Annotated in this window: 17 protein-coding genes; 4 read left to right on the top strand and 13 right to left on the bottom strand. The window is 71.8% G+C overall.

Translation table 11 applies throughout. From position 1 onward, the window contains the following. Positions 1-8 precede the first annotated feature (8 nt). From WAT24_RS13095 to WAT24_RS13075, 5 genes are all read right to left on the bottom strand, one after another. On the bottom strand, positions 9-2,780 hold the full coding sequence (locus WAT24_RS13095; protein WP_336808336.1) for a glycoside hydrolase family 31 protein: 2,772 nt from the start codon (positions 2,778-2,780) through the stop codon (positions 9-11). A gap of 111 nt (positions 2,781-2,891) precedes the next feature. Continuing rightward, a complete protein-coding gene (locus WAT24_RS13090; protein ID WP_336808335.1) occupies positions 2,892-3,587 on the bottom strand; it encodes a response regulator in 696 nt (231 codons plus the stop codon). Continuing rightward, entirely contained in the window at positions 3,584-5,131 is a 1,548-nt protein-coding gene (locus tag WAT24_RS13085) for a sensor histidine kinase (RefSeq protein WP_336808334.1), read from the bottom strand. Before WAT24_RS13085 ends, WAT24_RS13090 begins: the two co-directional genes overlap by 4 nt. 37 nt (positions 5,132-5,168) lie before the next feature. After that, entirely contained in the window at positions 5,169-7,043 is a 1,875-nt protein-coding gene (locus WAT24_RS13080) for a potassium transporter Kup (protein WP_336808333.1), read from the bottom strand. Positions 7,044-7,744: 701 nt separating this feature from the next. Then, positions 7,745-8,167 carry a hypothetical protein gene (locus WAT24_RS13075; protein WP_336808332.1) on the bottom strand — a complete coding sequence of 141 codons (423 nt, stop codon included), beginning with the start codon at positions 8,165-8,167 and terminating at the stop codon, positions 7,745-7,747. Between the two features lie 173 nt (positions 8,168-8,340). Between WAT24_RS13075 and WAT24_RS13070 the strand changes: the two genes are divergently transcribed. Then, entirely contained in the window at positions 8,341-8,850 is a 510-nt protein-coding gene (locus WAT24_RS13070) for a cupin domain-containing protein (protein WP_336808331.1), read from the top strand. Here the strand turns inward: WAT24_RS13070 and WAT24_RS13065 are convergent. Both WAT24_RS13065 and WAT24_RS13060 read right to left on the bottom strand, forming a co-directional pair. Then, the gene (locus WAT24_RS13065) at positions 8,825-9,730 is read right to left on the bottom strand and encodes an NAD(P)H-hydrate dehydratase (protein WP_336808330.1); all 906 of its coding nucleotides are present in this window, start codon (positions 9,728-9,730) and stop codon (positions 8,825-8,827) included. The two genes, WAT24_RS13070 and WAT24_RS13065, sit on opposite strands and share 26 nt — an antisense overlap. Beyond that, positions 9,727-10,530: a histidine phosphatase family protein gene (locus tag WAT24_RS13060; RefSeq protein WP_425605305.1), complete on the bottom strand. Its 804-nt coding sequence runs from the start codon at positions 10,528-10,530 to the stop codon at positions 9,727-9,729. The genes WAT24_RS13065 and WAT24_RS13060 overlap by 4 nt, the downstream gene beginning before the upstream one ends. Positions 10,531-10,716: 186 nt before the next feature. On the opposite strand from WAT24_RS13060, the gene WAT24_RS13055 reads away from it, so the two are divergent. After that, complete coding sequence (locus WAT24_RS13055) at positions 10,717-10,950, top strand: hypothetical protein (protein ID WP_336808328.1); 234 nt, start codon at positions 10,717-10,719, stop codon at positions 10,948-10,950. 91 nt (positions 10,951-11,041) lie between these two features. On the opposite strand, the gene WAT24_RS13050 is transcribed toward WAT24_RS13055, so the two are convergent. Both WAT24_RS13050 and WAT24_RS13045 read right to left on the bottom strand, forming a co-directional pair. Beyond that, a complete protein-coding gene (locus WAT24_RS13050) occupies positions 11,042-11,788 on the bottom strand; it encodes a zf-HC2 domain-containing protein (protein WP_336808327.1) in 747 nt (248 codons plus the stop codon). Next, positions 11,785-12,330 (bottom strand): RNA polymerase sigma factor, encoded by a 546-nt coding sequence (locus tag WAT24_RS13045; protein WP_425605304.1) that lies wholly within the window; start codon positions 12,328-12,330, stop codon positions 11,785-11,787. The genes WAT24_RS13050 and WAT24_RS13045 overlap by 4 nt, the downstream gene beginning before the upstream one ends. Positions 12,331-12,389: 59 nt before the next feature. On the opposite strand from WAT24_RS13045, the gene WAT24_RS13040 reads away from it, so the two are divergent. Both WAT24_RS13040 and WAT24_RS13035 read left to right on the top strand, forming a co-directional pair. After that, positions 12,390-13,628, top strand: a complete 1,239-nt coding sequence (locus tag WAT24_RS13040) for a S8 family serine peptidase (protein ID WP_336808326.1) — start codon at positions 12,390-12,392, stop codon at positions 13,626-13,628. A gap of 105 nt (positions 13,629-13,733) precedes the next feature. After that, entirely contained in the window at positions 13,734-14,765 is a 1,032-nt protein-coding gene (locus WAT24_RS13035) for a hypothetical protein (RefSeq protein ID WP_336808325.1), read from the top strand. Positions 14,766-14,864: 99 nt separating this feature from the next. Here WAT24_RS13035 and WAT24_RS13030 read toward each other — a convergent pair whose 3' ends face one another. The 4 genes from WAT24_RS13030 to hflK are packed head-to-tail and all read right to left on the bottom strand — an operon-like array spanning position 14,865 to position 18,309. Continuing rightward, a complete protein-coding gene (locus tag WAT24_RS13030; protein ID WP_336808324.1) occupies positions 14,865-16,157 on the bottom strand; it encodes an adenylosuccinate synthase in 1,293 nt (430 codons plus the stop codon). Between the two features lie 55 nt (positions 16,158-16,212). Beyond that, positions 16,213-16,398, bottom strand: coding sequence for a DUF2065 domain-containing protein (locus WAT24_RS13025; RefSeq protein ID WP_336808323.1), 186 nt, complete (start codon positions 16,396-16,398; stop codon positions 16,213-16,215). A gap of 10 nt (positions 16,399-16,408) precedes the next feature. Then, entirely contained in the window at positions 16,409-17,275 is an 867-nt protein-coding gene (hflC, locus tag WAT24_RS13020) for a protease modulator HflC (protein ID WP_336808322.1), read from the bottom strand. Beyond that, positions 17,272-18,309: an FtsH protease activity modulator HflK gene (gene hflK, locus WAT24_RS13015; protein WP_336808321.1), complete on the bottom strand. Its 1,038-nt coding sequence runs from the start codon at positions 18,307-18,309 to the stop codon at positions 17,272-17,274. Before hflK ends, hflC begins: the two co-directional genes overlap by 4 nt. Between the last annotated feature and the right edge of the window lie 213 nt (positions 18,310-18,522).

The raw sequence follows: 18,522 nt of genomic DNA, 5'->3' as shown, positions 1-18,522 counted from the left end.
CGCGCACGTCACCAGCCTACCGTCAGCGGCTCGCGCACGGCGTGCCGGGGCAGGCGCAGGGTCGCCGTGGCGGTTGCCGCATCCCAGCGCCAGTCATCCACCGCACGCCCCTCGACGGTGATCTCGCGCGGCTTAACCGCCGCGTGGATGCGCAGCTCGTAGCCGCGCGCCGGCAACTGGCCGGCGAAGCGGCCGCGCGCCGGCCCGATCACCAGCCGTTGCGCGCCGTCGGGACCGGTCACGTGCTCGAGCGGGGTGATGGCGTAGTCGCCGTGCTCGTAGGCGAGCGAGTGCCCGTCGTCCTCGTAGAGCTCGAAGCGGCCCTGCCCCCGGCCGTACACGCTGACGACCAGCGGATCCAGCGGGGCGGCATCCGAATAGGCACCGGCCTCCTGCTCCGGCACGATCGCGCCCTCGCGCACGAACACCGGGATCTCGTCCACCGCGTAGCGGGCACTGAAGCGGTGCCCGCCCACGTAACGTTTGCCAGTGAAGAAGTCGATCCACGTACCCGGCGGCAGGTAGATCGCAACCTCGCCATCCGGATCGAGCACCGGCGCCACCAGCATCGACTCGCCGAAGAAATACTCGTGCGGATGCCGGTAGGCCTCCTCCAGCTGCGGGTAGGCCAGGTACAGCGGGCGCAGGATCGGCAGCGTGTCGCGGTGGGCGATCCAGGCCTGGCTGTAGAGGTAGGGCACGAGCCGCTCGCGCAGCGTGAAGTACTTGCGCATCAGCGCCACACCCCGCTCGCCATAGACCCAGGGCATGCGCAGGTTGCCCTCGCGCGGATTGGCGTGCGCGCTGTGCATGCGCAGGAGCGGGCTGAAGGTGCCGAACTCGATCCAGCGCGCGTAGAGGTCGAAGTCGATCCTGCCGCCGTGGAAGCCGCCGATGTCGTGGCTGATGTACGGCACCGCGACGTTGCCGCCGCGCGCGGTGAACGCCACTTCGTACGCCAGCACTGGCCATTCGGACCAGGTGTCGCCGGTGAAGAAGCCCGGGTAGCGCTGGCTGCCCCAGTCGCCGTAGCGGCCCAGGATGAAGGCGCGCTCGCCGGTGGTCTGCTGCGCGTCGTCGTAGAACACCTTGTTGGTCCACAGCTGCGGGTTCAGGCCGGGCATGTCCGCCGCGCCGCTGCCGCCGTCGACCCACCACAGGTCCACGCCCTGGCGCATCAGCGGCCGGTGCAGGTCGCGCATGAAGACGTCCGCCTGGTGCCGGTCGGCGAGGTCGAACCAGATCCGTCCGGGCGGCGGCACGTCGCGCAGCGCCACCGGCCCGCGCAGCAGCCCGCCGCCGCGCTTGCCCGGCTCCACCCGCAGCGCGACCACGATGCTCCGCCCGCCTTTCGCATAGGGCGCCAGGTCGGCCGTGGTCAGCCGGCGCGGCCACTGCACGTGGCTGTGCGGCACCTCCCGGCCGTCGACGAAGAGGCGGTAGTCCCGCGCCACCTCGCCCAGGTAGAGGTAGAGGTGCGGCGGCAGGCGATCGGGCAGACGCACGGTGGTGCGGTACCAGGCCGGCCCCTGGTAGTCCGGCCAGCCCTGTTCCTGCCAGGCCAGGTCGGTACGGATCGGTTTCCAGCCGCGATCGTCGAAGCCCGGTGCGTACCAGCGGTTGTCCAGCCCCTGGTCGCGCGGATCGGGAGCGAAGCGCCAGCCGCCGGAGATATCCAGGTCGAAGCCGGGTTCGGGCGGCTGCGGCCGGCCCAGGTCCTCCAGCACCTGCGGCGCGTGGCTGTCGCTGAAGGAGAGGATGCTCTCCCGGGTGTTGGCGTAGCCGGGGTGGTCGTTGAGGGCGAGCCGGATGCCGCGCGCGTGCAGCCAGTCGATGAAGGCCTGCGGCTGCGGGATCAGCGGGCTCCAGTCGTAGCCGCCGTCCCAGCCGTAGTTGTGCCAGGCAAAGTCCAGCACCAGCGTGTCGAACGGGATGCCTGCCTCGCGCAGCCGCGAGACTTCCGTCTGCAGGGCCTGCTGGCCGTAGCGGCGGAACGCCGGCCGCGCGGCCTCCGCCGTGCCGGGGAAGTATTCGAAGTTGAAGTCGGTGATCCACGGCCCGAACACGTAGCGCGGCACCATGGGTATGGCGCCGCACAAGCGGGCGTAATCGCGCAGCACGCGCGCGTAGTCGTGGTCGTAGGTGAACAGGTAGCCGTCCTGGCCGTGCGCGTCGGGCCGCGGCTCGATCCATTGCGTGCGCGTGTTCCACAGCGGCGTGCGGCTGTCGTCGATCCAGGCCCAGCCGCTGCGGCTGAGCAGGCCGGGCTTGGCCGGCTGCAGGTGCACCTCGATCCCGGGGATGACGATGCCGACCGGGCTTTCCGTACCGTCGCCGTGCGCCGGCAGGTTCGTCCCGCGCAGGTCGTCCAGCGAATAGGTCAGTCCGCCGAGGTTGCGCCGGTCCACCTCGCCCGGGTGCCAATGACTCTCCCGGCCGCCCGGACCGCGCCAGGTCACCTCCAGGTTGTCCGCCGTGAACGGACCGCTGCCGGTCCGGTAGCGCAGCGTCATCGCGTCCGTGTGGATGACCAGCCAGCCGTCCCGCTGCGTGCGGCGCACCGCCACGGGCGGCCAGTCGCGCTGTTGCACCACGGCCGTGGGCGCATCGACGAAACGGCCCGAGGGCGCATATTCCAGCCGCACCAGCGAGGGCGTCAGGAACTCGAAGCGGGCCTTGCCCGCGACCACCGCGGAACTGGCCGGCGCGTCGGCACGGGCGGGCGCCCATGCGACCAGCAACCAGGCCACCCCAAGACATGCCAAGCGACGAACGCCCATGCGCAAACCTCCGCTGCCAGCGATGTTCGGTCGAGCGCGGCCCGGTCGCCTGCCCCTTGCCGAGGCCGCCGCCGGAACTTACACCAAGCCGGCGGGCGCCGCCGTGGCCGCTTAGCCGAGGAAGCGATAGCCCACGCCCGGCTCGGTCTTCAGCCAGCGCGGCGCGGCGGGGTCGTCGCCGAGCTTCTGGCGCAGGCGGCCCAGCACGATGCGCAGGTAATGGGTGTCCTGCACGTGGGTGGCGCCCCAGACCTCGCGCAGCAACTGCTGCTGGGTAACCACCCTGCCGGCATGGCGCAGCAGCAGTGCGAGCACGGCGTATTCCTTGCGCGTGAGCGCCACCGGCCGGCCATCCAGCGCGACCTCGCGTCGCGCCAGGTCCACCGCCAGCCGGCCGTCGTCGTAGCGCGGCGGCTCTGTGCCGCCTGCGGCCGCGGCGTGGTTGCGCAGCAACGCGCGCAGGCGTGCCATCAGTTCCTGGATGCCGAAGGGCTTGGTGACGTAGTCGTTGGCGCCATGGTCCAGCGCCCTCACCTTCTCGCTCTCGGCGCTGCGCACGGACAGCACCAGCACGGGTACCTGGCTCCATTGCCGCAGCTCGGCAAGCATGTCCTGCCCGTCGCGGTCGGGCAAACCGAGGTCGAGGACGATCAGGTCGGGCGACTGAGTGGCGGCGAGTGCCAGGCCCTCGGCCGCGCTGGCCGCGAGCAGCACCCGGTAGCCCTCCGCACGCAGGCCGATGTCGAGGAAGCGGCGTATCTGCGGCTCGTCGTCGACCACGAGCACGCGCGGTGCGGCGGCGTTCATGCGGGTGCCTCCGGGGCGCTGGGCAGCGGCAGGGTCAGGCGCAGCACGGTGCCGCCGCCCTCCGCGGGCAGGGCGGCCACGCTGCCGCCATGGGCACCGATCATGCCACGGCAGATCGACAGGCCCAGGCCGGTGCCGCGCGCGGCCCGGTCGCCACGCGCCACCGAATAGAACATGTCGAAGATGCGCTTGCGTTCCTCCTCCGGGATGCCGGGGCCACGGTCGATCACCTGGATCTCCAGCTCGGCACCCGCCACGCGGACGGCGACGCGCACCGGCGCTCCCGGCGGCGAAACGTGGGCGGCGTTCTCCAGCACGTTGAACAACGCCTGCTCGATCAGCGCCGGATGCACGTACAGCAGCACGGTGCCCGCGGGCAGCGCCATCTCCACGGCCTGCGCCGGCTGCAACCGGCGCAGCCGTTCCACCGCGGCGACCACGATTTCGCCGGCATCGATCCAGTCGCGGTGCAGGTGCAGGGTGCCGTGCCCCAGCCGGGTCATGTCGAGCAGGTTCTGGATGTAACGGTCCAGGCGCTGCCCTTCCTCGAGGATCGCCTGCATCAGCTCGCGGCGCTCCTCGCGCGGCAGTTGGTCTTCGTAGCTGGCCAGGGTCCCCGCCGCGCCGATCATCGCCGCCAGTGGCGAGCGGAGGTCGTGCGATACCGAGGACAACAGCGCGTTGCGCAGGCGCTCGGTCTCACCCTGCACGCGGGCCTGCTCCAGCGCTTCGGCGAGGCGCGCCCGCTCCAGGGCGAGGCCGATGTCGCGGGCCATCGCTCGGGCGAGCCGGTGGCGTTCGGGATCGGGCTCGCGCGCCCAGCGCGCGGGCCGCCAGGCCGCCAGGCCGGCCGGTTGCTCCGCCCCGCCCAGCGGCACGATCCGGTAGCCGGCCGCCCGGGTCGGTGGGCCGTCCGCCGCGGGCTCCGACCGGACCCCCGCCTCGAGGTCGGCCAGCTCCTGCGCCGTCAGCCCCGGGGTCGCCGGTGCCACGGCGGCAAGGCGCAAAGGCCCGTCGGGGGGCTCCCGCACCAGGATCGCCACCGGTGCCTCCAGCGCCTGGGACAGGCGTGCCGCACCGGCCTGCAGGACCTGTGCGGCGCCTTCGCAGGCCGCAAGGCGCTGGCCCAGTCGCAGCAAGGCGCGCGAGCTGGCCTGCGCGCCACGCAGGGATTCGACCTGGCTGGCCAACCGTGTCGCCAGGCGGCTGCAAACCAGCGCGACAACCAGGAACAGGCCGACCGCCAGCACGTCGTCCGCATCGGCGATCATCAGCGTGTGCCGCGGCGGGGTGAAGAAGAAGTTGTAGGCGAGCGAGCACAGCACCGCCGCGTACACGGCCACGCTCATGCGCGTACGCACGGCGACCGCCAGCACGGCGGTGAGGAAGATGAAGGCGAGGTTGGCGACCGAGAGGTAGCGATCCGCGACGGCGGCCAGCGCCACGGCGAGCACCGAGGCGAGCGACGCGAGGGCGTATTCCCGCAGGATCCGGCGGATCGTGCGGGAGCGCTGGCCCGGAGGCATGTCGCGGAAGCTCGGCATGGCCCGCCTACGGTAGAACATCCGGCGCGCGCCGGCCTCAGATTTCCACCGGGGCGCCCAGCTCGATCAGCCGGTTGCCGGGGATCCGGAAGAAGGCGGTGGCCGGCAGCGCATTACGGGCGAGAAAGGCAAACAGGTGGTCGCGCCAGGGCGCCATGCCCGGCCGCCTCTCCGCGGCCACCACGGTCTCGCGCGAGAGAAAGAAGGTGGTGTCCATCAGGTCGAACCCGGGCCCCCCACGCTGGCCGCAGAGCGCCAGCGCGCGCGGGATGTCCGGGTCTTCGGCGAAACCGAAGCGGAACAGCAGCCGGCCGAAGCCGCCCTCGAGCGCCTGCCACTGGAACCGCTCCTCCGCTTCGGCGACGGGCGTCTCTAGCACCTCCACGGTCAGCAGCACGTTGCGCTCGTGCAGCACCTTGTTGTGCTTGAGGTTGTGCAGCAGCGCGTGGGGAATGGCGTCGGCATTGGCGGTAAGGAACACCGCCGTGCCCTGCACGCGCGGGGGCGGATGGTCGACCATGGTGCGGATGAACGGGTCCACGGCCAGTCCGCCGTGGCGGATCTCGCGCACGACCAGCTCTCGGCCGCGCCGCCAGGTCGTCATCAGCGCGAAGATGCCCAAGCCGAGCGCCAGCGGAAACCACCCGCCGGATTCGATCTTGACCAGGTTGGCGCTGAAGAAGCCCAGGTCGACGACGAGCAGGCCTACGCCGGTGGCCACCACCGCCGGCACGCTCCAGCGCCAGCGGAAGCGCGCCACCACGAGCGCCAGCAGGGTGGTGATCACCATCGTGCCGGTCACCGCGATACCGTAGGCGGACGCCAGGTTGCTGGACGAGCGGAATCCCAGCACCACCGCCACGATCAGCACCAGCAGCACGCGATTGATCCACGGGACGAAGATCTGGCCGGACATCTCGTGCGAGGTATGCACCACGCGCATGCGCGGCAGGTAGCCGAGCTGCATCGCCTCGCGCGTCATCGAGAACGCCCCCGAGATCACCGCCTGCGAGGCGATGACCGTGGCCGCGGTGGCCAGCGCGATCGTCGGATAGAGCAAGGGACGGGGCACCAGGTGATAGAACGGGTTGGCGAGCGCGCGCGGATCGGCCAGCACCAGCGCGCCCTGGCCGAAATAGTTGATGACCAGCGCGGGCAGCACCAGGTTGAACCAGGCCAGCCGGATCGGCCGCTTCCCGAAATGCCCCATGTCCGCGTACAGCGCCTCGGTACCGGTCACCGCCAGCACCACCGCACCCAGTGCGAAGAACGCCTCGGCACGGTTGCGCAGGAAGAAGTCGACGCCGTAGGCGGGACTCAGTGCCGCCAGCACGGAGGGGTGGCGCACGATGCCGGCGAGGCCGAACGCCGCAAGCGCCAGGAACCAGACCACGCAGACCGGTCCGAACACCGCGCCGATGCGGTCGGTGCCATGCTTCTGCAGCCAGAACAGCGCGAGGATCACCACCAGTGTCACCGGCACCACCCACTGCTCGAGCGCAGGCGTGGCCACCTGCAGGCCCTCGACCGCCGACAGCACCGAGATCGCGGGCGTGATCACGCCGTCACCGTAGAACAGCGCTGCGCCGAAGATCCCCAGCAGGGCGATCGCCATGCGCAGGCGCGGCATCTCGCGCACGCTGCGCTGCGCCAGCGCCATCAGCGCCATGATGCCGCCCTCGCCCTTGTTGTCGGCGCGCATGATGAACAGCACGTACTTGACCGACACCACGATCAGCAGCGACCAGAACACCAGGCTGAGCCCGCCCAGCACGTTCGAGTGCGTGGCCGCCACGCCGTGTTCGCCGAACACTTCCTTGAGCGTGTACAGCGGGCTGGTGCCGATGTCCCCGTAGACCACCCCCACCGCGCCCAGCGCCAGCGCGGCGAGCCGCTTGCGTTCCTCGCTCATGGCTGCACCGGGCCATGCGGGGGGACGGTGAACCGGAAACGGTTAGGCCGAGCGGGATGGAGGGACATGGAAGCGAGCGCCAGTTGAACCGGCGCGCACTTTAGGGACGCTCTCGTAAGAAAGGGATAGCGCGGCGGCCTCCCCACATAAAGAGGCCGTAAAAAAAAGCGCGATCGTTTACCTCGTGCCGAACGACCCTGCGGCGCCCGCACCTTTGCTGGTTCTACGTGCCCGCCGCGCCGGAGCAGGCCCCGCGCGCCAGCAAAGCCCGACGCAGGGGCGTCGTCCGCGGGGGCGGCGCCTCGCTCGTGCTCGGCTCAGCCGGACACGGGCCGCCGGTTCGCCCCGCCCGGATGCGGCGGCATGCTGGCGAACATGGGCGGCACGCCACCCGGGACCCTCGTGGTGTTGCCGCCCCTTGCCCACGAAGGCGCGGGCAGCCTGATGCCGTGACGCATGTTCGCGGCCGGCAGGGGACGGCGGGTGCTGGGAAGGGACTCGTCGTGACGCATGGCGGGCCTCCGGCTTCGGGGTCTTCGACGATGCACCGGCACGGGTGCAGCCGGCGTGTGGAGGATGCCAAGGCAGCGCCGACGCTGGCGCGTGCCGGCAAGGGTCCACAGACACGCCGCGTGCCGCGCCGCTCCTGTCGGGCGGACAGGATGCCGGAACCCCCACTCAGCGGCAATCGCGAGCCGGTATCAGGGGCGCCCGCGGCCGCCGGTGGTCGGCGCCCCGGGCGGCGGATCGAACCCGCCCCCCTGCCCGTCCGCGCCCTGGCCCTTGGTCGAGCCCACACCGCTCTCGCGACGCTTGCGCTCCTCGATGTGCTGCGCGCGGTCCAGCCCGACGCCGCCGGTCTGGTAGGTGGGACCGTTCTCCGGCACCGGCAGGATCGCCTCGGGGTCGAGCGGCTCACCCAGCGCCTGCTGTCCGCGCGGGTCGCCGAAACCATGGTGCGGGCGCATCTGGCCGTTGCCGCTCTCGCCGCCAGTGCCGCCGACCGGCTCGACCGCCTCGCGGCTCTCGCCCTCGACCTGGACCTGGCTCTGCTCGGCGCGCCTGGCGATGGCGTCCTGCAGGTTGGCGTTGGTGCGGCCACGCGGATCGTCGATGCTGCCCATGGGTTTCTCCTGCTCCGGAACGGCTGCGCACGATCCTGCCCGAGCGAAGGTCAGCGGGGCGTGCAGCGACGATGGGTGGCTCGTTAGCTCGCCGCTTCCTACACATGCGCCGGCGCAAGCTCGCCGCTGGCCCCGTCCGCGCGGACGTGGTCACGACACCGGAACCGACCACCATGCACGTACAAGCCTTCCTGCTGTCGCCCCACGACTGGGTGCCCAACCACCCGCGCCTGCCGGTGCTGCTCTATCGCCAGGCGCTCGGCGGCGAGGCAGGCGAGGACGGCGCCGCAGCAGCCTTCGAGGCGATGTTCCGGCGCAACGGCTGGCCTCCGCAGTGGCGCTCGGGCATCTACGATTTCCATCATTACCATTCCACCGCCCATGAGGTGCTCGGCGTCGCCAGGGGAAGCGCACGCCTGATGCTGGGCGGCCCGGGCGGCCGCGAGGTCCGGGTGCGCGCGGGCGACGTGGCCCTGTTGCCGGCCGGCACCGGCCACCGCCGCCTGGAGTCGAGCAACGACTTCCTGGTGGTCGGTGCCTATCCGCCGGACCAGCACTGGGACATCTGCCGCGACGCCCCCGATGCGACCATGCTGATGCGCATCGCGCAGTTGCCCTTCCCCGCGTGCGATCCGGTGGAAGGCGAGCACGGCCCGCTCACCCAGCGCTGGAGCCCGTCCTGACCGTCGCGCCGCGCCGGCGCAGATGGTCCAGCAGGCGTGGCACCGGGTCGGCGATCTCGCGGGCGAGGAAACCCAGCGAACCCACCGAACGCTCCAGCGTCCGCCCTGCCTCGGCGTGCACGAACACACCCCACAGTGCCGCCTGCACGGCATCGCCGCAGCGCGCCGCGAGCCCGGCGATTAGCCCGGCCAGCACATCGCCCGAACCGGAGGTGCCCAGCCCGCGGCAGCCGCCCGGATGCAGCCACAGGCGGCCGTCGGGCGATGCGATCCAGGTGGTGGCGCCCTTGAGCACCAGCACGCTGCGCGTGCGCCGGGCAAATGCCAGCGCCAGCTCCTGCGGCTCGCGCTGCACGCGCGACTTTTCCAGGCCGGACAGCTTCGCCATCTCGCCTGCATGGGGCGTCAGCACGTAGGGCGCGCCGGGCCGCGCGCGCAGGTCCGGCGACAGCGCTCCGGCATCGATCACCAGCGTGCCCGTCGCATGCCGGATGATCCGCTGCACCAGCGTGGTGGTCGCCGGTGCCGGGCTCATGCCCGGGCCGACCAGCACCGCGTCGGCGCCGGCCAGCGCGTCGTCCAGCGCGGCGTTGCCGCGCACGATGCCGCCCCGCGCGTCCACCGGCAGCCCCAGCACCAGCGCCTCCGGCAGGGCGACGGCGAACGGCAGCGCGACGTCCTGCGCGGTGGCCACCTGCAGCTTGCCCGCCCCGGAACGCAGCGCGGCGGTGCCCGCCAGCAGCGCCGCACCGGGCACGCGACTGGAGCCGCCGATCACCAGCACGCGGCCGCGCGCTTCCTTGCCGCCGTCGGGATCCGGCAAGGGCATGCCGCGCAGCAGTCGCGCCGTCAGCCGCTGCGGCTCGGCCCGCGCGCTCATCGTGCCCCCTTGGGCCGGTCGGACTCGATCGTCACCGGCGATCCGGCCTCGACCAGCGGCGCCACGAAGTTGGTGCGCTCCAGCACCAGGCCGCAGCCGTCGGCGGCCCGCACGTACTCGGTGATGCCGCAGTTGGGTACGTCGCCTTCGCGGTCGATCGCCAGGATGGTGCGCTCGTCCATGCGCTCGAGCAGGTAGCGGAAGCAGTTCACGATCACCTGGTGGCCGACGATCATCACCCGTTCGCCGGCGTGGTTGCGCTGCAGGTCGCTCAGCATGCTGCGCAGGCGCAGCACCACGTCGCACCAGCTCTCGCCGCCGGGTGGGCGGAAATAGAACTTGCCGACCAGCCGGCGTTGGTCGGCGAGCTCGGGAAACTTCTCGCGGATGCCGGCACGCGTGTAGCGGTCGAGCACACCGAACTCCTTCTCGCGCAGGCGCTCGTCCACCAGCACCTCCTCCGCCCTGCGCCCCATCGATTCGGCCGCCGCGCAGGCCGTCTGCCGTGCACGCTCGTAGGGCGAGGCCAGGATCGTGGTCGGCCGCAGTTCTTCGGGCAATGCCCGCATCCACGCGCCCAGCGCCTGCGCCTGCTCGAGCCCGAGCGGTGAAAGTGGCACGTCGGCGTCGCGGTGCTGCAGTTCGATGAGCGGCGCGCCCGAGGCCTCGGCCCGGTCGCGCGCGATGTTCCCCGCGCTTTCGCCATGCCGGATGATCCACAGCCGCTCGGGCCATCCGGCGTGGTCCTGTCTGACTGCGCCCGACACGCGATTCTCCTGCTCCGTATCGCTGCTGAGCATTGGCGCCGCGGCGTGAACGGCCGGTCGAGCCACCACCGCTGCCGGCGGCCGCACCTGAGCTTTTGCTAGCGCCGGCTAGACGGAGGCCTCACGGTCGTCACGCCAACATCGGACCTGCGAACGGCGGTACCTTGCCGAGCGTTCGCGCCGGTGCCAGACCCGCCGCAAGCCCGAACGAGACCTCCCATGCGAAACGCCCTGCAACTGCGCTGCAACCAACTGGAGCGCTCGATGCGCGCCCTCCATGACGAATGCGACCGCCTGATGCGAGAGAACGCGATGCTGCGCGAGCGCATGCAACGGTACGGCGCCGGGCAGACGGTCCAGCGCCTCGACGAGGAACTCGCCCGCATCGCTTCCGGCCCGGAGGCCGAGCAGGAGCCGTACGTGATCCGCGCCTCGTCGATGCGGATGTACTGAGGGGTATTCGAACCGCAGGGCCTGCGGCGCGCACCAAGCGCCATCCGACGCCGCCCATCCCGGCCCCGACCGCGCATCCGGGGCCAAGCGGTCAGCGCCAGCCTGCGGCGCGTGCTGCCCGCTCCTGCCCGGCGTCGAACACGTCGCCTCGCAGGCGGGCATCGACCGCCGCCTGCACGTCCGCCGGCAGAGCGCTCGCCGCCGGGCGCAGTTCGCCATCCTCGCGGGCCGCCGGGCTCAGCACCAGCACCGACCAGCCTGCATCGCCATGGCATGCCAGGCCGGCCCGCGCCGCCCGGGCGCGCAGCACGAACGTGCGGCAGATGTGTCCATCCGTGCCGCGGAAGCTCAGGCCGACGCCGACCCGGGCGTGCGGGTCGGGCTCACTTGCCAGAGCCTCGTCCAGGGCGTGCTGCAAATCGCCGGCGGCAAGCACCTGCCCATCCTGCATGCGCACCAGGTCGCCGCCAGCCCACCACCCTCGCAACGCCATGCCGACGAGCACCACCGACGCGGCGACAGCAATGCCGGCAACGAGCCGGCGGCGCGGCCGTCGGCGGGCCGCGGCTGCATGGCCGGCGGCTGCCGATCCGCGCGCCATGCCGCGCCGCACGGGCTGGGAGGACGGCTGCAACAAGGCAGACAACCGCGCCGGTATCGGCTCTTCGAGCACCGGATCGAACGCGGCGCGCAACTCGGCCCGAACCGCGCGTGCCCGCCGGACGCGGTCGGCCAGCAGCGGGTCGTGCGCAAGCGCGGCATCGATGCGCGCCGCCGAGACGGGATCGAGTTCGCCATCCACGTAGGCCTGCAGTGTGTCGTCGTCGATGGGGTTCATGCGTCTTTCCCGAGATGGGCCTGCAAGGCAATGCGGGCGCGGGCGAGCCGACTGGTGACGGTGCCGACCGGTAACTCCAGCACTTCGGCGGCCTCGCCGTAGGACATGCCCTCGACCAGCACCAGGGCGACGACCTCGCGATGGTCCGGAGGCAGCGCCGCCAACGCGGCCGCCAGCGCCAACCGATCCGCCGGGCGTGCGCTGGCGCCCTCGTCCACCACCGCAGCCGCCGCCTCCGGTACGAAGAGGTTTTGCGACCGCCCGCGGGCGCGCAGCTCGTCGCGCCAGGCATTGCGTGCGATCGCGAACACCCATTTGTCCAGCGGAGCATCCGGTCGCCATTGCGCGGCGCGCGCCAGCGCCCGTTCCAGCACCGTCTGTACCAGGTCGTCCGCATCCGCGGCCTGTCCAGCCAGCGCGCGCGCCAGGCGACGCAGGCGCGGCAGCAGCGGGATCAGGCCCGCGCGCACGGCGTCGGTCGAATCCACCATCGTGTTCCTGTACGTCCGAAGGGGCACATTTCTTCCCTCGCGCACGCTCATGCGGTTGGAGGGCGTAAAGCGGGTGGATGCTAGCATCCGCCCACCGAGGCCACCGGGCGATGTCCTTGCGCGCTTTTTCCATCATGCGGCTTTTGGCGCCCGCCTTCGTTCTGGCGCTGGCGGGCATTTCGCCCGCACAGGCGCAGGTGGGGGGCGCGCTGCAAGGCTTGCAGGTCCCGGGCATGCCCCTGCCCGGGGCCCTCCCCGGACCGCCCCTGCAGCGCGCCGGTGACCTGCTGCGACGACCACTGGCCGCCGGCCTGACAGCGCAGGTCGACGCGCTGCTGCGCCGGGAACCCGGGCGCGTCGATGTCGACCCCCGGGGAGCGCCGGTCGTCCGCGGCGAATTCCTTGCCATGGGCTTGTCGGAGGCGCAACTCGACGCCGTGCGGGCAGGCGGCTTCTCCGTCGATCGGCCGCCACCGGCCGATGTCGTCCTGGGCCTGGACTTCGTCGTCCTGCACGACCTGCGCGGGCGTGGCACGGCTGCGGCCATGCAGGCCCTGCGGCAAGCTGCGCCGGATGCCACCTTCACCTACCAGCATCTTTATCTGCCCGCCGGACCCGGACACCCGGACCAGGACGGCATGGCGGCCGCAGGGTCATCCGCGATGCCCGCCCGGCGCGTGGGGTTGATCGACGGCGGCGTCGACGCGGCCGATCCTGCGCTCGCCCATGCGCATATCGAGCGGCACGGCTGCCAGCGGGAGGTCGCCTCACCGCATGGCACGGCAGTTGCCGCGCGCCTGGTCGCAGGCGACGCGGACGCGCTGTATGCGGCCGATCTATGGTGTGGGGACGAGGTCGGGGGCGCCGTGTCGAGACTCGTCGATGCGCTTGCCTGGATGGCGCGCGAGCGTGTCGCGGTCATCAACATCAGCCTGGTCGGGCCCGACAACCCGGTACTCGCGCGGGCGGTGCAGGCGATGATCGCGCGGGGACACGTGCTGGTCAGTGCGGTCGGCAACGACGGACCCGCCGCGCCGCCGCTGTTTCCCGCGGCGTACCCGGGTGTGATCGGGGTCGGCGGCGTCGATGCGCACGATCGCGTGCTGCCCGAGTCCGCCGCGGGCGAGCAGGTGGACTTCTGCGCCTCCGGCGTGGTCGGCAGGGGCCGCAATGCGCTGCGTGGCACCTCGTTCGCGGCCCCGATCGTCGCGCGGAGGGCTGCGGGCTTGCTGGAGGCGCCGCATGACGGAGCCGCCGCCGAGGTACAGCGCCGGCTGATCGGCGAAGCACGTCACCTCGGCGCCGCGGGCCACGACCCTCGCTACGGGTACGGTCTGCTGACACCCTGAACCTGAACGCATGCCGACCACGGGCCGCCGGCATGGAAGGATGCTTGCGCCACGGACGTACTGGACCTCGGAAGCCGCGGATCGGCCGCGGGCAGGAGGTCCCACATGCGCAACACGACCCTCAGCTACAAGCCCCTCACCATTGCCCTGGTCAGCGGCGTGCTCGCCCTGACCGCAGCAGCGTCGGCGCACGCCCAGGTACTGGGCCGAGGCTCGCTTGCCGGCGATATCGCCGGCGGCCTGGGCGGCCCCATCCGATCCACCACCATGGGCTCCATGGACGGCCGCATCGACGGCTCCATGCGCGGCGGCATGAGCAGTCTCGATGCGCCCGGGATCGATGCGCGGGCCGTCGAGCGGCACGCCGAGCGCCTGCGCCGGCGGGCCGCCGCGAGCGCTGCTTCGGCGACGGATACCGGGGCACGCGCCACCCGCCGACTGGACGGTACGGCGGCCAACGATGCCTCCGCCGCGCTCGCCGGCGCGGCGGGGGCCGGCGGCGGCAGCGGCCACCGTGTCGCGGGGAACGGCGCAGCCGAACTCGCCTCCTCTGCAGCCGGCACCCTTCCTTCGTCAGCGAGGGACGGCCTGGCGACCACGCCGGGTCAGGTCACCGGTGTGACACGTTCGGCCGTCCCGACGGCCAAACACTATGTCGACGGCGCAGGGGCGGACGCCCGCGGCGGAGCCGGCGACGCCCCGGCCGCTGCGAAGGGCTCGGCCGACGGCCTGGCCGATGTTCGCGACCGCACGGCCAGCCACACCGACAACGTTGGCGCGCAGCCCGCGCCTGCCGGCGTGCTCGCGACGGCCCTTGCCGGCGACGCTTCCGGAACGGCATCGACCGGCGGGCCTGGCTCCGGCACGACGTCGGACGAGCGGTCGACCGGCGGGTCCGGACCGCTGTCGCCGGCCGCCGGCACGACGCGCGGCGCCGGTGGCCCGTCGGCCGAGGTGTCGGGCTCGGGCGAAGGCGGCGCGCAGGCCAAGGCGGGTTCCGGCGGCACGGCCGACGCCCGTGGTGCGGCTGGCGCACAGGCACGGGCCCACGCCCAAGGCTCGGCCCGCCACGGCGTCTCCGCCTCGACCCGCGCCCGGGGTGAAGGCAGCGCCGGTGTGCATGCCGCGGGCCACTGAGCCCTCGCGCAGAAGCAAGGAAACCGATGCCGAAGGCAACGCCGTCGGGCGGGACGCAAAAGAAGGCCCCGCCTGGCGGGGCCTTCTGCGTCGATGCGCTCAGGCGAACGGGTCGTCCAGGACGATGGTGTCCTCGCGGTCGGCGCCGGTGGCCACGATCGCCAGGCGGCAGCCGGACAGCTCCTCCACCGCGCGCAGGTAGGCGCGGGCGGCGGCGGGGAGCTTGTTCCAGTCGCGGATGCCGGCGGTGGACTCTGCCCAGCCGGGGAACTCCAGGTACACCGGCTTGCACTCGGCCCAGCCGTCGGCGTCCAGCGGCGCCAGCTCGCGGCGCTTGCCACGGTACTCGTAGGCCACGCAGACCTTGATCGACGGCAGGCCGTCGAGCACGTCCAGCTTGGTGATGGCCAGGCCGTTGATGCCGTTGATCTGCACCGCGCGCTTCAACGCCACCAGGTCGATCCAGCCGCAGCGGCGCGGCCGGCCGGTGCTGGCGCCGAACTCGTTGCCGACCTTGCGCAGGCGCTCGCCCATCTCGTCGTGCAGCTCGGTCGGGAACGGACCGCCACCCACGCGCGTGGCGTAGGCCTTGCAGATGCCCAGCACGTAGTCGATGTCGCAGGCGCCCACGCCGGTGCCGGCCAGTGCGCCACCGACGGTGGTGTTGGACGAGGTGACGTACGGGTAGGTGCCGTGGTCGATGTCCAGCAGCGCGCCCTGCGCGCCTTCGTACAGGATGTTGCCGCCTTCGCGGCGCACGTCGTGCAGGATGGTGGCGACGTCGTCGACCAGCGGACGGATGTACTCGCCCCAGGCCAGCGCGTCGTCGAGCACCTTCTGGTAGTCGACCGGCTCGGCCTTCAGCCACTGCGTCAGGATGAAGTTGTGGTACTCGACCGCGGCCTTGATCTGCGCCGGCAGCTCGTGCGGGTACATGAGGTCGGCCACGCGGATCGAGCGGCGCGCCACCTTGTCTTCGTAGGCCGGGCCGATGCCGCGGCCGGTGGTGCCGATGGCGCTCTTGCCCGCGGCGGCCTCGCGCGCCTTATCCACGGCGATGTGGTAGGGCATGATCAGCGGCGTCGCCGGGCTGATCTTCACGCGCGAGCGCACGTCCACGCCCTGGGCTTCCAGTTCGCCGATCTCCTGGATCAGCGCTTCGGGCGAGAGCACCACGCCGTTGCCGATCAGGCACAGCGCGTCCTCGCGCAGGATGCCCGAGGGGATCAGGTGGAGCACCGTCTTCTTGCCCTTGATCACCAGCGTGTGGCCGGCGTTGTGGCCACCCTGGAAGCGCGCCACGGCGCTGACCCGCTCGGTCAGCAGGTCGACGATCTTGCCCTTGCCTTCGTCGCCCCACTGGGCTCCGAGGATGACGACTGACTTGCCCATGAAAGTTCTCGCTCGTTGTGCCCCGCACGGGAGCCGTGGTTTCGGAAAGGAAGACTCAGCGCACCAGCTGCAGCGCGGCCAGCCCGGCGATCACCGCCGCCGCGCCGAACACGCGCAGCGTGCGCGGCCTGAGCTCGAGCGCCTGGCGCACCATCGATTGCCAGTGGCGCGGCGCCGCGAAGAGCATCAGGCCCTCCAGGACCAGCACCAGGCACAACGCGGCCGACAACTCGTGCGGCATGCCCGCGCCCTCAGCGCTTGGCCGCGCTGTCGTCGAAGTAGCGCAACAGCTCCGCGTCCGGCTTGAGCACCAGGGTGCCCTTGCCGTCTGCGAACGCCTTCTTGTACGCCGCCAGGCTTCGATAGAACGCGAAGAATTCCGGGTCCTGGCCGTACGCCCGGGCGTAGATCGCCGCCGCCTGCGCATCGCCTTCGCCGCGCACCTTGGCCGCGTCGCGCTCGGCGTCGGCGCGCAGCACCTGGCCCTGGCGGTCGGCGTCGGCGCGGATCTTCTCGGCCGCCTCCTGGCCGGTGTAGCGCAGCTCGTTGGCCAGCTGCAGGCGCTCGGCGCGCATGCGCTTGTACACCGATTCGCTGACCTCCTCCGGCAGGTCGATGCGCTTGATGCGCACGTCGACCACCGCGATGCCGAGATTCCTGCGTGCGGCGGCATCGGTCAGTTGGCGCACGCGCTCGGTGATGTCCTTGCGGCCGCCGGCGATCAGGTCCTGCAGCGTGCGCGAGTTGAACTCGAAGCGCAGCGCGTCCTTCACCACCGGAGTGAGCCGCTGCGCCGCCTGGTTGGCGTCGCCGCTGGTCGCGCGGTAGTAACCGGCGTTGTCGGCCACGCGCCACTTCACGTAGAAATCGACGTTGACGCTCTTCTTCTCCGAGGTGAAGTAGCGCTCCGGCGGCGCGTCCAGGCCCTGGATACGGGTGTCGAAGCGCACCACCTGCTGGATCAGCGGCGCCTTGAAATGCAGCCCGGGCGGGTAGTCGGTCTGCACGATGCGGCCGAACTGCAGCACCAGCGCGCTCTGCCCCTCGCGCACCACGAAGGCGCTGTTGATGCCGAGCAGCACCAGCAGCGCCACGATCACGAGCCAGACGGCCTTCATGGCTGGTTCTCCTTGTCCGCGTCCGCATCGGACGTGGCGGCGGCAGCGGTGGTCGCGGCCGCCGGCACCGGCGGCAGGTTGATGATGGTGCGGCCGCCCGAGCCGTCGATCACCTTGCGGTTGCCGGCCATCACCTGCTCCATCGTCTCCAGCCACAGGCGCTTGCGGGTCACTTCGGGGGCCGCCTTGTATTCCTTCAGCAGCAGCGAAAAGCGCTCGGCGTCGCCCTGCGCGCGCGCGATGCGCTCGGCCTTGTAGCCAGCCGCCTCGGCCGCGATGCGGGCGGCGTCGCCGCGCGCGACCGGCACCACCTTGTTGGCGTACGCCAGCGCGCCATTCTCGATGCTCTGCTTGTCCTCGCGCGCCTTGTTGACGTCGTCGAAGGCGTCCTTCACTTCCGCCGGCGGCGCCACGTTCTGGAAGCTGACCGCCGTCACCTGCAGGCCGCAGTGGTAGGCGTCGAGCGTCTTCTGCAGCGTGCGGCCGGCCTCGTCGACCAGCGCGGCGCCTTCGCCGGAGAGGATCAGGTCCATGTCGCTGTGGCCGATCACCGAGCGCACGGCGGCCTCGGCCGCGGCGGCGATGGTGCCCTCCACGTCGTCCACCGCGAACAGGTAGGCGCGCGCGTCGGAGACCTGGTACTGCACGGTGAAATCGATGCTGATGATGTTCTCGTCGCGGGTCAGCATGCGCACGCTGTCGGACAGCGAGCGCACGCGGGTGGTTTCGACCTTGGTCACCGTCTCGATCGGCTGCGGCAGCTTGAAGTGGAAGCCGGGCGGCAGCGTGCGGGCGTACTGGCCGAAGCGCAGCACCACGCCGGCCTGGCGGGCGTCGATCACGGTGTAGCTGCTGAGCAGCAGCCAGGCCAGCAGCAATGCCAGCACGATGGTGACGATGCCGCCCGGCCCCCCGTGGCGGCCCAGGCGCGCGCGCAGGCGCTTGAGCACGTCGTCGATGCCGTGGTTGCCGCCGCTGGGGCGCTTGCTGCTCCAGGGATCGCGCTGGCCGCTGCCGGGCTCGTTCCAGGCCATCTCAATCTCCTTGGGGCAAGGGGCAGGCCGGCAGGACGTGCCGGCGAGTGCGTTGCGGATTCAGGGCCATAAACGCAGCGTCGAGGTCGGGGTGGGTGAATCGCGGCACGCCGCGATCGATCTCGGTGCGGGCGGGCGAACGCCGCACAAACGCCGGATAGTCTAGCAGAGGCCGGAACGGGCCGTGGCCGTTCCGGCCGCCCCCTTGCCCGC

It is taken from the genome of Fulvimonas yonginensis, from assembly GCF_037137055.1.
GTDB classification, from domain to species: domain Bacteria; phylum Pseudomonadota; class Gammaproteobacteria; order Xanthomonadales; family Rhodanobacteraceae; genus Frateuria_A; species Frateuria_A yonginensis.
Note: the sequence above shows the minus strand (reverse complement) of the source record. Positions and strands in the feature narration are given on the sequence as shown.

What these genes read in the sequence shown, in the direction of transcription:
- WAT24_RS13095 (WP_336808336.1), bottom strand. Translation starts at nt 2,780, where the DNA reads ATGGGCGTTCGTCGCTTGGCATGTCTTGGGGTGGCCTGGTTGCTGGTC.
- WAT24_RS13090 (WP_336808335.1), bottom strand. Translation starts at nt 3,587, where the DNA reads ATGAACGCCGCCGCACCGCGCGTGCTCGTGGTCGACGACGAGCCGCAG.
- WAT24_RS13085 (WP_336808334.1), bottom strand. Translation starts at nt 5,131, where the DNA reads ATGCCGAGCTTCCGCGACATGCCTCCGGGCCAGCGCTCCCGCACGATC.
- WAT24_RS13080 (WP_336808333.1), bottom strand. Translation starts at nt 7,043, where the DNA reads ATGAGCGAGGAACGCAAGCGGCTCGCCGCGCTGGCGCTGGGCGCGGTG.
- WAT24_RS13075 (WP_336808332.1), bottom strand. Translation starts at nt 8,167, where the DNA reads ATGGGCAGCATCGACGATCCGCGTGGCCGCACCAACGCCAACCTGCAG.
- WAT24_RS13070 (WP_336808331.1), top strand. Translation starts at nt 8,341, where the DNA reads ATGCACGTACAAGCCTTCCTGCTGTCGCCCCACGACTGGGTGCCCAAC.
- WAT24_RS13065 (WP_336808330.1), bottom strand. Translation starts at nt 9,730, where the DNA reads ATGAGCGCGCGGGCCGAGCCGCAGCGGCTGACGGCGCGACTGCTGCGC.
- WAT24_RS13060 (WP_425605305.1), bottom strand. Translation starts at nt 10,530, where the DNA reads ATGCTCAGCAGCGATACGGAGCAGGAGAATCGCGTGTCGGGCGCAGTC.
- WAT24_RS13055 (WP_336808328.1), top strand. Translation starts at nt 10,717, where the DNA reads ATGCGAAACGCCCTGCAACTGCGCTGCAACCAACTGGAGCGCTCGATG.
- WAT24_RS13050 (WP_336808327.1), bottom strand. Translation starts at nt 11,788, where the DNA reads ATGAACCCCATCGACGACGACACACTGCAGGCCTACGTGGATGGCGAA.
- WAT24_RS13045 (WP_425605304.1), bottom strand. Translation starts at nt 12,330, where the DNA reads ATGAGCGTGCGCGAGGGAAGAAATGTGCCCCTTCGGACGTACAGGAAC.
- WAT24_RS13040 (WP_336808326.1), top strand. Translation starts at nt 12,390, where the DNA reads ATGTCCTTGCGCGCTTTTTCCATCATGCGGCTTTTGGCGCCCGCCTTC.
- WAT24_RS13035 (WP_336808325.1), top strand. Translation starts at nt 13,734, where the DNA reads ATGCGCAACACGACCCTCAGCTACAAGCCCCTCACCATTGCCCTGGTC.
- WAT24_RS13030 (WP_336808324.1), bottom strand. Translation starts at nt 16,157, where the DNA reads ATGGGCAAGTCAGTCGTCATCCTCGGAGCCCAGTGGGGCGACGAAGGC.
- WAT24_RS13025 (WP_336808323.1), bottom strand. Translation starts at nt 16,398, where the DNA reads ATGCCGCACGAGTTGTCGGCCGCGTTGTGCCTGGTGCTGGTCCTGGAG.
- hflC (WP_336808322.1), bottom strand. Translation starts at nt 17,275, where the DNA reads ATGAAGGCCGTCTGGCTCGTGATCGTGGCGCTGCTGGTGCTGCTCGGC.
- hflK (WP_336808321.1), bottom strand. Translation starts at nt 18,309, where the DNA reads ATGGCCTGGAACGAGCCCGGCAGCGGCCAGCGCGATCCCTGGAGCAGC.